The organism is Desulfofustis glycolicus DSM 9705 (assembly GCF_900130015.1).
In the GTDB taxonomy this organism is placed as follows: domain Bacteria; phylum Desulfobacterota; class Desulfobulbia; order Desulfobulbales; family Desulfocapsaceae; genus Desulfofustis; species Desulfofustis glycolicus.
Genome location: NZ_FQXS01000011.1, coordinates 98,108 through 109,643, shown reverse-complemented (window position 1 = coordinate 109,643; position 11,536 = coordinate 98,108). Strand labels below are relative to the sequence as shown.

Here is an 11,536-nt window from a genome sequence, read left to right as displayed (position 1 = left end):
ATGGAACGACGTCAATTTGCACGCATTACTGTGAATATTCCGGCAACCTTGTCGTTTTATCAAGTGGAGGCATGTCATTCCGGTCTTGTTGCTGACATCAGTGAAGGTGGTTGCTTTTTTCCATTTGACGATGATGTTCCAGTAGGAACGAAGTGCCAGATCACGATAACCGCCGGCGCCGGTTTGGAGCGCGAACAATTGACAACCGCCGGTGAGGTAGTGCGCTGTGCCGCCAATGGACTGGGGATTCGCTTTCTGGAAAACCTGCTGGAAAAAAATGGCCGGCTTGCAGCTCTGCTTGCTGTTTACCGATTAGCTCGCTGATTTACCGCTGGGTGTCCACCTTTTTTCCTGATTACTTAAATAACATTCCGGATATCAGGAAATATCTTCCGTGCTCGTACCGTTTCAAAGCGATATTGACCGGGGTATATCGCCTAACTATCAGATTGCTCACTGTTTTGTAATAACAAGAAACCAAAGATATTTTGTATGGTTATCAAGTCTACATTTGAATGTGATCAATTATGTGGCGTAAGTTCGATTCCTGTTCAGAGGAAAGTCCTTTAAATCGGACTCCTACTCTTTGAGCAAAGATATCGGCTACATTCGTCTTTTTTTCACGAGATTCCCAGACTTTTTCGATGGAAAGATTTTCGAGGTGAGTTCCGGAGGTGTTGAGAATGTCGATCTGGTACGTCTCTGGAAGATTTTGCAAATACAGGCACTTAAATGAAAGGCCACCTTGGCTGATGTCGCCAAGTTGACACACCCCCTCCGGCGTTACGACAACGACGTTATCGATTTCGTATCGTTGATAACGACGCAAATCTGTCTGCGAAGTATGTGTAATCATATCTATACTTCTTCTTCATAAGGTAGTAATGCCTTCAATTAGCTGGTACGCACAGTGATTATATCCTGAGCGCCGTTCTTGTCCACGGTAAATGTTTTGCAATTAATCGGCCAATTTTAACAATTTCTTAAAAAAAGAAGACCCCCCTTTATTTTGAGATGATGGGGCGGAAACGATCATAAATTATTTTTCAAAAAATGGTACGCAAAGTGCAAGCCATCTTAAACATTGATAGACAGTACGACAATGGTTTTACCAGCGAGCCATTTGCAAAACAATCTTTTCGCTCAAACTCTGCGGTATGCTCAAAATTTTATCCTCGGGATATCGTTTATATGCCTGTGGTAAAATTTTTCGCATACCTTGACTTTGAGCAAAAATCTAGGTTTTGCAAAAGGCTCCGGGAATTGAATATCTGCAAAATAAACCGGCAAATTGAGTCATCAACCAGTCAAATGTGCAGCTCAGGAATGTGCATATACTTGCTTCATTTAAAAACCATCTGCCCGAACTGATTCATGGAGAAAGACAAACGTATTTTGACCCGTGTTGAGTATTCAGCCCACGCTGTTGTTAGAACGACAAAAATCAAGAAGACCATTAAGGCGTTCGTTCGCGATGTCAGCCTTGAATCGATGTACCTCTATTGTGAAGTCAAGCCGGTTATTGGTGAAATCGTTCATTCTGAAATCACGCTGCTCGGAACGGATAGTGAACTGATCATCAAGGTATCGGGAAAGGTCAAACGGTTGGATGCCCAGGGAGTTGTCATCTCTTTTTTAAAACCACTCGAATGGTGGCCAATTTTCACTTATTTTCCATTGAAAAAGTTAGATGGAGCAGCAATCAACCTGTTTCTCTCGGGGAAATTCCAAAACGCTCAATGAAATGGCGAGGAGCCTGTTTTGAGTCGGAAAAGTTCAACCCTGTTCCTGCCGTTCTGCTTTGCCTTGTAAAGGGCTTGATCGCTATAATCTATTAACGTTGCACGATCTACCTCCACCGCCGCCATATCGGTGCTGGCCACCCCAATACTCGTCGTGATGGAAAAAACGTGGTCAACACAATTCAATTGGCATTGCTCAATACCCCGGCGCACTCGTTGAGCAAGGACATTTGCGCCTACTTTCCCGGTCTCAGGCAAGACAATCGCAAATTCCTCGCCGCCATAGCGGGCTACTATATCAAAATGCCGAACAAGTTTGATCATAATCTGGCTGACCTGCTTGAGCACATGATCACCAACCAAGTGCCCGTAGGTGTCGTTAACCCGCTTAAAATGATCGATGTCCAGGAGCAACAAAGAGAGCGCATGGCGATAGCGCTTGGACTTCTGCAATTCTGCTTCAAAGATTTCCTGAAAATATCGATGGTTATAGAGGCCGGTAAGCTCGTCCCGGAAAGCCAGTTCACGAAGGCTGTCGTTTGCTCGCTTTAGATCGACAGCGAGTTGTTCAGCATTCTGCTTGGCCTGTTTGAGTTCAAAAACGATTTGCTGGTAGGAGAGATTGAGGCGGCCTAACTCTTCATTGGCCTCCTGCATGATCTGCGAGAACGGCTTCATTTCCCCCGGTTGTATCTGAAAATGCTCCATTACCTCTCGAGCTTTCATGCCTACCTGATCGATCAACTCATCAATCTGAGTGTCCTGAAATTGGTGCGTATTCCGTAACTCCTCGTGTATTTCGAATGCCTTTCTGTTGCTCTCAATACCGTGATACAACGCGGAGATCTTGTCGGCAAAGCACAAAATGGCGGCAGACTCTATATAGGGTCCGTCTTCTTCTTGATGGTGTGAGCGAATAGGAGCAATGATCGTGTCAGGTAAATTCCAGGCTTTGAGCAGCTGACTTCCCACTTCTGTGTGGTCAAAACCAAAGTGTTCTTTTTCTGTTTCACACAGACTTTTACCGCTGATTCGTTTTTTATCGAGAAGTTCGGTGAAAGACGCGGCATCCGAGAGAAACAAAACCAAGACACCGATATCCTGCAGGAGTCCTGAAACAAATATATTTGGATCTTTATGGTTAAGCGATGCTGCTAATACCTCAGCTGCAACAGCTGCGGTAATTGCGCGCCGCCAAAACAGTTCAAAATCAAAACTGCCTTGCAAACTGTTCTGGAACCCCTGAATGATGACAAAAGATAGGGCGATATTTTTGAGTGCTTGCGTGCCGATTAATGCTGTTGCTTGAGAAAGAGAGTCGACACGATTCGGTAAGCCGTAAAGTGACGAGTTGGCGATTTTCAGCAACTGCGACGAGAGGGCCGGATCAACTTTTATGATGTCGGCAAGCTCATTGAAAGAGCTATTGTCATGACGGACGGCGTCGAGAATTTTAATGGCAACGGCAGGCGGTGACGGCAGCTTGATCTTTCCATCGAAAAACTCGTGTGCTTTCGTCATGGAAAACTCTCATTAGTAAAATGGTAGTGGAAATCAATCCCAGCTTGAAGATCGACTCATAATTACAGATCTTCGTGCAATATTCAACAGATCATCGACTAAAGAGGTAATGAGTTAAAGACTTCGTACCGGCAGATGCAATAACGGGATCAGTGACGTGTTTTCGGCGAACTGCGGAAAAGCGGGGTAAGGCTTGACAAGTTGACATACCGGGAAAAGCGGGGTCAGGCTTGACTTGTTGACAAGTTGCATGCAATTTGTCAACAAGTCAAGCCTGACCCCTTAATCGGTGACGTGTTTTTCGGCGAATTGGGCCATCAGTTCGTGCATGTTGTACGGGGGGCGGACTTCGAAGAAATGGTCGACGATGGCATGGGCGATTTCGTGGGCGACGACGCGGATCGAGGCGTCGCGGGCCGAGAAGTAGATGGTGTTTTCAGAGAGGGAATAGTAGGCGACGTAGTCGACGCGGCGGTTGTACTTTTGGCGGTAGACGGAGGAAACGGTGGCTCGGTCCTTGAGGATGCGGACGGTGATGGCGAGGTTGTTGGGGAACATGTCGAGCACCACTTCGACCTTTTCGATGACGATGTCGAGCTTGGCGAGTACCTCTTCCTCGATGGTGGCCGGGGATTTCTGGTTGGCCATTGCCGAGAGCTGGCGGGTCAGGCGCAGGTTGTCGTTGAATTCGTGCAGGTCCTCGACTGAGTTGTAGATCAGGCGGTTGATGTAGCGGCTGTGATAGGCTGCCGCGGCGCTATCGGTTAGCAGCAGGCAGAGCAGCCCGGCGAGCAGCAGCCGGCAGAGTCGGCTGGTGGCACCGGGGGCTATCCGGGTGGTCCGCTCAGTCATGCGGGATAGTAAAATAGTCGACCTGGGCCCTGATTTTTGTGGAGTGTCGCCGGATTGCCTTGAGGATCTCTTCGGCCTCTTCGGGACGAGTGCGGTGCAAATCGAGGGCCTCACAGCGGGCAAGCAGGTCGTTGATGGCCTTGGTACTGCGGTCAATTTCCCGCAGTTTGCCGGAGAGCAGTTCATTGAACGAATTGATCCGCAGGGCCAGGTCTTGACCTTCGTCGTTGCCGCGCAGATGGATGGTGACGGTCAGGTCGCCGTCGATCATCGTGCCGAGTGTTTTTTCGAAGCGGAAGAGCGGTCCGGCGATCCGGTGGGTGGCGATGATCGCTGCAACGATGAGCAGGGTACCGCCGATTAGTAGGAACAGCCAATTTGCCATTAAGGCGTTTTTGATCAGCATCAACGGCGTCTTGCCGACTTGGATGACGCTGTCCGAGTAGGAGAAGGTCAGCGTGTCGCGGGAGAAGAAGGCGAGTAGCACGAAGAAGATGAAGCAGCCGCCGACCACCGCCAGGAAAACAGCGAGGCTGATTCGTCCCTGGAAATCCTTCTTGATAAAAAAATTCTTGAGCTTGCGGTGGTAGGGGGCGGCCATCGGATATCAGTGCTCCTTGGGATAGGTGATCGAGGCGTTGTCGATCAGGTTCTCGATCCAGGTGTTGAGTCTGGCACCGGTCTGGTAGTCGAGCAGCATCTGCTTGATCTTGTCCCGATCCGGCGAGGCTGCCGGTTCGCTCACTTTTTTGCCGATGTCGACCAGCGTGATCTCGTTGACGGCATTGCCGGTCAGGATTACCGGCCGGGTCTGTCCTGTTTTCAGGTCCGCGATGACCGTCTTGTACATGTTCGGTATCTGGTCGAACGGCAGTGTGGTCGGTTCGGTGTCGTTGGAGAGGCGAAAGGTGATGGGGCGTCCGTAGAGATCCAGGAAGTGATCGATGCGCTGTTCGATGGTGGCGCTGTCGACGGCGATTTCGTTGCGGTAGTGTTGTTCTTGGCGGTTGCGCAAGGCGCTGATCAGTGAGTATTCATAATAGCGTTGAATCTTGTCGCGAAAATCCGGGTCCTGGTCGATTTTCAACCGCTGTGCTTCCTGGATCAGCACCCGTTCTTCGGCGAAGGCCGTGAGCATCAGGTCCCGATCACCGTGATGGCCGTCGCTGGTGGCGCTGTCGGTAGGGAAGCGTCCGGAAAAGTAGGAGTCAATCTCGTCGAGAGTGAAGTGATTGCCGTTAACGGTCAGAGCGATGTTCTCCGGCGCTGTTTGATCGCCGGACAATAAGAGATAGAGGCTGGTACCGGCGGTGACCGCCAAAAAAATGACAACGATGATCAGCAGCTGTTTCATGAATGGTATCCGTTCTTGTTGATGGATAAAGGCTTCTGATCATTATCGTTAAGCGGTGGGGTAAATGCAAAGAAAAAAGAAAAGCGGGTTCAGGCTTGACTTGTTGACAAACCGGGAAAAGCGGGGTCAGGCTTGACTTGTCAACAAGTCAAGCCTGACCCCATTACGTTTTGGTACCCCCGGTAACGTAATCGTATGACCTGTTACGCGTACAGGTCGATCCTACCCTGCTTGTCCGCCTCCGGTTGACGAACTTCCTGCGGTTTGTCCTGCTGCTGCACCTGTTTTGCTTCTTCAGCTTTCTCCAGTGTTCTCTGGAGGATATCTTGCCCGACGGTGGCCCGGTTGAGCATTTGCTCCCGGGCCGCCAGGGTGGTCGAACTGATTTCCATAACTACCTCCGTGATGACGTTTTGACACTCTATAGCCAACTTGCAAAATGAGTGCCGATTGCTTCAAGAAGCGGTAGGGAATACGTCAGGGTGGAAGACCAGTTCTTTGGATACAGTGCCGATCAGTGCAGGAACAGATAGGTGGCCACACCGAGGATGGCAAGCCAGATATTGGTCAGATTGGAAACGGTGATATTGAGGATGGCAGAGAGGATCTTGCCACGGTTGAGCAAAGACAGGCAGGACTTGAACTCCGGCCAGCTGGTCAGTGCCGCCAGCACGAAAAAGCCGATCACGCCTTTCGGGGCGCGGGAATGTTCGGCGGCGAAGCTGACGACGCTGTCGAGCAGGTAGCCGGCGCCGATGAGCAGGATGATAGCCGGCAGCAGCCACGGTTTCGGGTGGGCGATTTCACCGTCTTCGGTCAGCGGTTCCGGCTCACCCGGTCGCAGGAAGAAGAGTGGCGTGCTGATCACCAGGGCGCCGATCAGCCAGCGGAAATAATGGTTTTCGGCGATAAAGAAAAAGCCGCCGGCAAAGCAGGCGGTGACGATGATGGTCGTCAGCGAGTAGAGCGGCCGGCAGTGCAGGACCATGACGAATCGCCGACAGAGCAGGGCGGCGATAAAGAGCAGCAACGGGTTCATGAAGTTGGAGCCGAGTGGGGTCGAGGCGGCAAACAGGATGTCACCGACCGCCAGGCCGACGATCAGGCACAGGGCCTCGGGGCCGTTGGTGATGAAACCGGTGATGGTGCCGATCCCGCGGCTCTGTTTCAATGACTCGATGATTACTTCGATACAGATGCCGATGATCATCATCTCGACAATGACGCCGCCCGCACCGATAAAGGAAAGGGTCAGATCACCCCCGAAGAGCAGGGCGCTGCCGCAGAAAAAGAAGATGACCAGCAGCCAGATGAGTAGGTCGATCAGGCCGATGGAGTCGACAAGCAATTGTTTCATAACCGTTTTGCGGTATCGGGGATATCGATGAGGTGGTGGTGAGCGAGAAAGGCCGTGATGCGATCGCGATCCAGTACCAGGCCGCTGAGCAGTTCATCGCCGCAGGCCAGGGCCGGAATCATCCGTACACCGGCCCGCCAGCTGCGCAGCGGTTGGTGAAGCACATCGACCCGGCGTACCCGGCGGCGTGCCTCCGGGGCGAGCAGATCGTCGAGATGCTTTCCGACCCGCCGACAGCGCGGGCAGAGTGGCGAGTAGTAAAAGGTGAGCGTCATAATATCGTTGTGTTTTTGTGCGGCTCTTCCTATAGTTGCCCGTTGAGTGGACGTCCGTATCAGCCGACCGGGGCCGAGGCTCAAATTCGGTTATGTTCATGCGCAGTGGGTTTGTGGTGCGCCCGACCGGGCCACCATACCGCATAATGCGGGCGCGGTGCAAGCAGATGTTGGCCGCAGGCGACGGAGCAGCCCCCTTGGCGGCGTGGGCTAGTCGGTAGTGGGTTGCCCCGGTCCACGTGCCGAGTCCTTTGGACCGGGACGGCAACAATACATATTCGGCCCGGCATGGACGTGCGGCGGGTCGGCAGGCAGTAAGGTGCAGGAGCAGGATGGCTGTGCACAGGGGAGTCACGATTATCACCGACTCCGCATATTTCGATCATGATACCGGCGGGTTTGGACATCCGGAGAATCCGGTGCGCCTGGAGGTGATCATGGATGCCTTGGTGGCCAGTCCGATCCTGCCGCGGCTCGATTTTATCGCGCCGGTGCCGGCGACCAGGGAACAACTGCTTTCGGCGCATCGGGAAGAGTGGCTGTTTCGGCTGGAAGAGGTGGTGTTGTCCGGACGGTCCCATGTCGACCACAGCGATAACCAGGTCTGCTACGAGAGCTATCGCGTCGCCTGTCATGCCGCCGGGGCCGGCATTGCCGGGGTCGATCTGCTCGAGGGCGGAGGTGCCGGACAGGTCTTCTGCATGGTCCGTCCGCCCGGGCACCACGCCGAAGCGACCCGACCGTTTGGCTTCTGTTTTCTCAACAATTGCGTGATTGCGGCCCGGCACTGGCAGCTAACCTATGGTCGGCAACGGATCTTGATCCTTGATTTTGACGCTCACCATGGTAATGGGATTCAATCAGCCTTTGAACGTGAGGCCGGATCGTATTATATAAGTGTGCATGAGCATCCGAGTTTCAGTTATCCTGGAACCGGTTATAGTGACGAAGTCGGTTTCGACGAAGGGCGCGGTACGATTGTCAACCTGCCGCTCAAGCCGGGTGCCGGTGATGCGGCCCTGCTGGATCTGTTCGTGCGCAAGATCGAGCCGCGGATCGTTGCCTGGAAACCGGATGCGATTATTGTTGCGGCCGGCTTCGACGGCCATCGTCTCGACGATATGTCGGGATTGCAGTTTTCCACCGAGGTCTATGGTACCCTCGGTGGCATCATTCATCGATGGGGTGAGTTGTATACCGGGGGTAGGGTGTTGTCGGTACTTGAGGGAGGATACGAACTATCGGTACTCGGTCATTCGGTCGAAGCCTACCTGCGAGGTTTGCTCGATGGTGCCGACACCTGCAAGGCAACCACGAAACGACGCTGCTAACAAACGAAGCTGGAGATCTTATGTTTATCGCTGACTACATGACCACCGACCCTGTGACGATCACCGCGGATATTACGCTGACAGAGGCTCGGCAATTGCTCGATGACCATCATTTTCGGCACTTGCCGGTGGTGGACGGAGCCAAGAAGCTGATCGGCGTCGTCTCGGACCGTGACCTGCGGCTTGCGTACCCGTCCACGGTGATCGAGGATGAAGAGCGCGAGAGAATCTTCCAGATCGTCGAGCGGACACCGGTCACTGCCATTATGACCGCCAACTGTTCCTGCATCGGCATTGACGCCACACTCGATGATGCACTGCTGGTCTTCGAGCGGGACAAGGTCGGCGCTCTGCCGGTGGTGACCGACGATGACGTGGTTATCGGCATCTTTTCGATGCGCGATTTGACCGCCGCCTATAAAAAATTGTTCGGCGCCGCCGAGAAAGGGTCGTCGCTTATTGCCGTGCTCGACGAGGGGAAGACGACGAGAAGTCTCAGCCGCATCGCCTCCCTGCTCGAGGACAACGATGTGCAGTGTACCCGGCTGATCAAGATTGCCCAGGAGAGCGGTTTCGATCGGATTTACATGCGGGTCAATACCTATAAAGTGAGCAATGTTCACAAGCTGTTGCAGGACAGCGGTTTTACGCTGCTCAAGCCATAGGGAACCTTGAAAAATTGTCATTTCGCCCAATCTCATCGTTACGCAATCGAATTTTATCTTCGGAATATCATGTATATGCCTGCGGTAAAATTTTCTTGCGCGCCTCGATCTTGAACGAAATTTCGAATTATTCAAGCTCCCCCATAGGTGGTCTTTAACATGGTATCTACGGTCAAATGCTGCGTTGAGCGAACACAACCGGGTCTCGGCAGCGCTTATCTGTGCCTGGGGCGGAATGTTCGCGCCGGACGGAAAACATCATTGTTCAAGGAAACCTGTAGCCGCCACGAATCGATTGTAGGTCAACCGGAGCCGTTTGTATGAGCCTCGATGTTTTTTTTGTCCCTCGATCCGTCGCGGTGATCGGGGCTTCCCGCACGCCCGGCAAGGTCGGCTATGATCTGCTGGCCAATCTGATCAATGCCGGATTTTCCGGCGATATCTTCCCGATCAACCCCGGAGTCGACGAACTGCTTGGCCGGCCCTGTTTCCCCGATATGCAGGCAATCGGCCGTGAGGTCGACCTGGCCGTCATCGTCGTGCCGAAAGAGAAGGTGCTGCCTGCCGTCAAGCAGTCCATCGAAGCGGGCGCCAAGGGAGTGGTGGTCATTACCTCCGGTTTCAGGGAAATGGGGTCGGAGGGCTTCGAGATTGAGAAGAAGATGGTCGACGTCTGCCGGCGGCGCGCGGTGCGGCTGCTCGGCCCGAACTGCATGGGCATCATCAATACCGATGCGGCGCTCAATACCAGCTTTATCGGCCGGTATCCGGAAGCCGGATCGATCTCCATCTTTTCCCAATCCGGTGCCGTCTGCGCGGCCATGCTCGATCTGTGCAGTTCCCGTCATCTCGGGGTGGCCAAGATGATCAGCATCGGCAACAAGGCCGATATCAACGAGATCGATCTGCTCTCTTGGCTGGCCAAGGACGAGAAGACCAAGGTGATCATCGGCTATCTCGAGGATATCAGCGCCGGCGATGCCTTCGTCAAGGCCGCCGAAGAAGCGGCATCGGTCAAGCCGGTGATCATCCTCAAGGCCGGAACAACGGCGACCGGCCGCAAGGCGGCGGCCTCGCATACCGGTGTGTTGGCCGGCGCCGATTCCGCTTATGGCGCCGCGTTCAAGAGATCCGGCGTGGTGCGTGCCGACTCCTTTGAAGCGCTGTTCGACTACGCCGCCGCCCTGGCCCTGCAGCCGTTGCCGAAGGGCAACCGGGTACTGATCATCACCAATGCCGGCGGGCCGGGCACAATCGCCGCCGATGCGGTGGAAAAGGCGGGCCTGCAAGTTGCCATCCTGGAGAATCGGACAATTACGTTTCTGCGGGAAAAGCTGCCGCGCGAGTCGTCCATCAGCAATCCCATCGACGTGCTCGGCGACGCGGTGCCGGATCGATATGCGGCGGCTATCGAAGCGGCCCAGCAGGATCCTTCCGTCGACGCCATCCTGGTGATCATGACGCCGCAGACCATGACCCAGCCGGCCGAGACGGCGCTGGCCATCGCATCGGCGATCGACGGCTCGAAACCGGTGGTCGCCTCCTTCATGGGAGGCGAGGACGTGCTGCCGGGGCGCAAGCATCTCTGCGCCGCCGGTCTGCCGCACTACGGCTCCCCGGAGCGGGCGGTGGCGGCCCTGAAGGCGATGCATCACTACAGCCTGTGGAAGAATCGACCGCCGCGGCAGATCACCCATTTCCGGGTGAACCGCCGCCGGGTCGAGCGGATCATCACCCGCCGGATGCGTACCAACCGTTTGATGGTCGGCGAGGTCAAGGGCAAGGATATTCTCAGTGCCTATGGCTTCAAGATCCCGCACGGCGCCATGGCCATCTGCCAGGAAGAGGCGGTGGAGATCGCCGAGCGCATCGGGTATCCGGTGGCCTTGAAAATCGTCTCGCCCAATATCATCCACAAGAGCGATATGGGCGGCATCCAACTCGACCTGAACAACGCTGAAGCGATTGAGGACGCTTATGATCTGATGATGCTGAAGATCCGCAAGCGGGCCCCGGACGCGCGCATCGACGGGATCTACGTGGAGCAGATGATTCCGCGGGGACTCGAGGTGATCCTCGGTATGAACCGGGATCCGCAGTTCGGGCCGATGCTGATGTTCGGCCTCGGCGGTATCTTCGTCGAGGTGCTCAAGGACGTTGCTTTCCATCTGGCGCCGATTACCGAAGCGGAAGCGGTACAGATGCTGATGTCGACGCGTTCTTACGCGATGCTCGAGGGGCGCCGCGGCCAGCAAGGGGTGGATGTCAATGCCATCGCCGTCGGTCTGCAGCGGATCAGTCAGTTGACCACGGATTTCCCACAGATTATCGAACTGGATATCAACCCGTTTATCGTCGGCGATATCGGCACCGAACCAATCGTTGCCGATGTCCATATGAACCTGACCACGCTTCGCTGAGCGGCGCGCCACAACAGGG

General features: G+C 54.3%; 13 protein-coding genes. 5 read left to right on the top strand and 8 right to left on the bottom strand.

The genetic code is table 11. The features are described from left to right. Positions 1 to 324, top strand: a complete 324-nt coding sequence (locus BUC26_RS10840) for a PilZ domain-containing protein (RefSeq protein WP_073375930.1) — start codon at positions 1 to 3, stop codon at positions 322 to 324. Between the two features lie 181 nt (positions 325 to 505). Here BUC26_RS10840 and BUC26_RS10835 read toward each other — a convergent pair whose 3' ends face one another. Then, complete coding sequence (locus BUC26_RS10835) at positions 506 to 856, bottom strand: PilZ domain-containing protein (protein ID WP_073375928.1); 351 nt, start codon at positions 854 to 856, stop codon at positions 506 to 508. 518 nt (positions 857 to 1,374) lie between these two features. Here BUC26_RS10835 and BUC26_RS10830 point away from each other — a divergent pair. Further along, entirely contained in the window at positions 1,375 to 1,743 is a 369-nt protein-coding gene (locus BUC26_RS10830) for a hypothetical protein (protein WP_073375927.1), read from the top strand. Here the strand turns inward: BUC26_RS10830 and BUC26_RS10825 are convergent. From BUC26_RS10825 to BUC26_RS10795, 7 genes are all read right to left on the bottom strand, one after another. Continuing rightward, a complete protein-coding gene (locus BUC26_RS10825; protein ID WP_073375925.1) occupies positions 1,737 to 3,263 on the bottom strand; it encodes a sensor domain-containing diguanylate cyclase in 1,527 nt (508 codons plus the stop codon). The genes BUC26_RS10830 and BUC26_RS10825 overlap by 7 nt on opposite strands. Before the next feature lie 282 nt (positions 3,264 to 3,545). Further along, positions 3,546 to 4,115 carry a hypothetical protein gene (locus tag BUC26_RS10820; protein ID WP_073375924.1) on the bottom strand — a complete coding sequence of 190 codons (570 nt, stop codon included), beginning with the start codon at positions 4,113 to 4,115 and terminating at the stop codon, positions 3,546 to 3,548. Further along, positions 4,108 to 4,716, bottom strand: coding sequence for a methyl-accepting chemotaxis protein (locus BUC26_RS10815; protein ID WP_073375923.1), 609 nt, complete (start codon positions 4,714 to 4,716; stop codon positions 4,108 to 4,110). Before BUC26_RS10815 ends, BUC26_RS10820 begins: the two co-directional genes overlap by 8 nt. 6 nt (positions 4,717 to 4,722) lie before the next feature. Beyond that, positions 4,723 to 5,469, bottom strand: coding sequence for a hypothetical protein (locus tag BUC26_RS10810; RefSeq protein WP_073375921.1), 747 nt, complete (start codon positions 5,467 to 5,469; stop codon positions 4,723 to 4,725). Positions 5,470 to 5,672: 203 nt separating this feature from the next. After that, on the bottom strand, positions 5,673 to 5,861 hold the full coding sequence (locus BUC26_RS10805) for a hypothetical protein (RefSeq protein ID WP_073375920.1): 189 nt from the start codon (positions 5,859 to 5,861) through the stop codon (positions 5,673 to 5,675). A gap of 122 nt (positions 5,862 to 5,983) precedes the next feature. Further along, entirely contained in the window at positions 5,984 to 6,826 is an 843-nt protein-coding gene (locus BUC26_RS10800; RefSeq protein ID WP_073375919.1) for a sodium:proton exchanger, read from the bottom strand. Next, a complete protein-coding gene (locus BUC26_RS10795) occupies positions 6,823 to 7,101 on the bottom strand; it encodes a hypothetical protein (RefSeq protein WP_073375915.1) in 279 nt (92 codons plus the stop codon). Before BUC26_RS10795 ends, BUC26_RS10800 begins: the two co-directional genes overlap by 4 nt. Before the next feature lie 332 nt (positions 7,102 to 7,433). Between BUC26_RS10795 and BUC26_RS10790 the strand changes: the two genes are divergently transcribed. From BUC26_RS10790 to BUC26_RS10780, 3 genes are all read left to right on the top strand, one after another. After that, the gene (locus tag BUC26_RS10790) at positions 7,434 to 8,432 is read left to right on the top strand and encodes a histone deacetylase family protein (RefSeq protein WP_073375913.1); all 999 of its coding nucleotides are present in this window, start codon (positions 7,434 to 7,436) and stop codon (positions 8,430 to 8,432) included. Between the two features lie 20 nt (positions 8,433 to 8,452). Continuing rightward, positions 8,453 to 9,097 carry a CBS domain-containing protein gene (locus BUC26_RS10785; protein WP_073375912.1) on the top strand — a complete coding sequence of 215 codons (645 nt, stop codon included), beginning with the start codon at positions 8,453 to 8,455 and terminating at the stop codon, positions 9,095 to 9,097. A gap of 320 nt (positions 9,098 to 9,417) precedes the next feature. Next, complete coding sequence (locus BUC26_RS10780; RefSeq protein WP_073375911.1) at positions 9,418 to 11,517, top strand: acetate--CoA ligase family protein; 2,100 nt, start codon at positions 9,418 to 9,420, stop codon at positions 11,515 to 11,517. The last annotated feature ends 19 nt before the right edge of the window (positions 11,518 to 11,536 follow it).

Excerpts from the sequence above, each read along its gene's own strand:
- BUC26_RS10800 (WP_073375919.1), bottom strand. The coding sequence starts at position 6,826 with ATGAAACAATTGCTTGTCGACTCCATCGGCCTGATCGACCTACTCATC.
- BUC26_RS10840 (WP_073375930.1), top strand. The coding sequence starts at position 1 with ATGGAACGACGTCAATTTGCACGCATTACTGTGAATATTCCGGCAACC.
- BUC26_RS10820 (WP_073375924.1), bottom strand. The coding sequence starts at position 4,115 with ATGACTGAGCGGACCACCCGGATAGCCCCCGGTGCCACCAGCCGACTC.
- BUC26_RS10825 (WP_073375925.1), bottom strand. The coding sequence starts at position 3,263 with ATGACGAAAGCACACGAGTTTTTCGATGGAAAGATCAAGCTGCCGTCA.
- BUC26_RS10780 (WP_073375911.1), top strand. The coding sequence starts at position 9,418 with ATGAGCCTCGATGTTTTTTTTGTCCCTCGATCCGTCGCGGTGATCGGG.
- BUC26_RS10795 (WP_073375915.1), bottom strand. The coding sequence starts at position 7,101 with ATGACGCTCACCTTTTACTACTCGCCACTCTGCCCGCGCTGTCGGCGG.
- BUC26_RS10815 (WP_073375923.1), bottom strand. The coding sequence starts at position 4,716 with ATGGCCGCCCCCTACCACCGCAAGCTCAAGAATTTTTTTATCAAGAAG.
- BUC26_RS10790 (WP_073375913.1), top strand. The coding sequence starts at position 7,434 with ATGGCTGTGCACAGGGGAGTCACGATTATCACCGACTCCGCATATTTC.
- BUC26_RS10810 (WP_073375921.1), bottom strand. The coding sequence starts at position 5,469 with ATGAAACAGCTGCTGATCATCGTTGTCATTTTTTTGGCGGTCACCGCC.
- BUC26_RS10835 (WP_073375928.1), bottom strand. The coding sequence starts at position 856 with ATGATTACACATACTTCGCAGACAGATTTGCGTCGTTATCAACGATAC.
- BUC26_RS10830 (WP_073375927.1), top strand. The coding sequence starts at position 1,375 with ATGGAGAAAGACAAACGTATTTTGACCCGTGTTGAGTATTCAGCCCAC.
- BUC26_RS10805 (WP_073375920.1), bottom strand. The coding sequence starts at position 5,861 with ATGGAAATCAGTTCGACCACCCTGGCGGCCCGGGAGCAAATGCTCAAC.
- BUC26_RS10785 (WP_073375912.1), top strand. The coding sequence starts at position 8,453 with ATGTTTATCGCTGACTACATGACCACCGACCCTGTGACGATCACCGCG.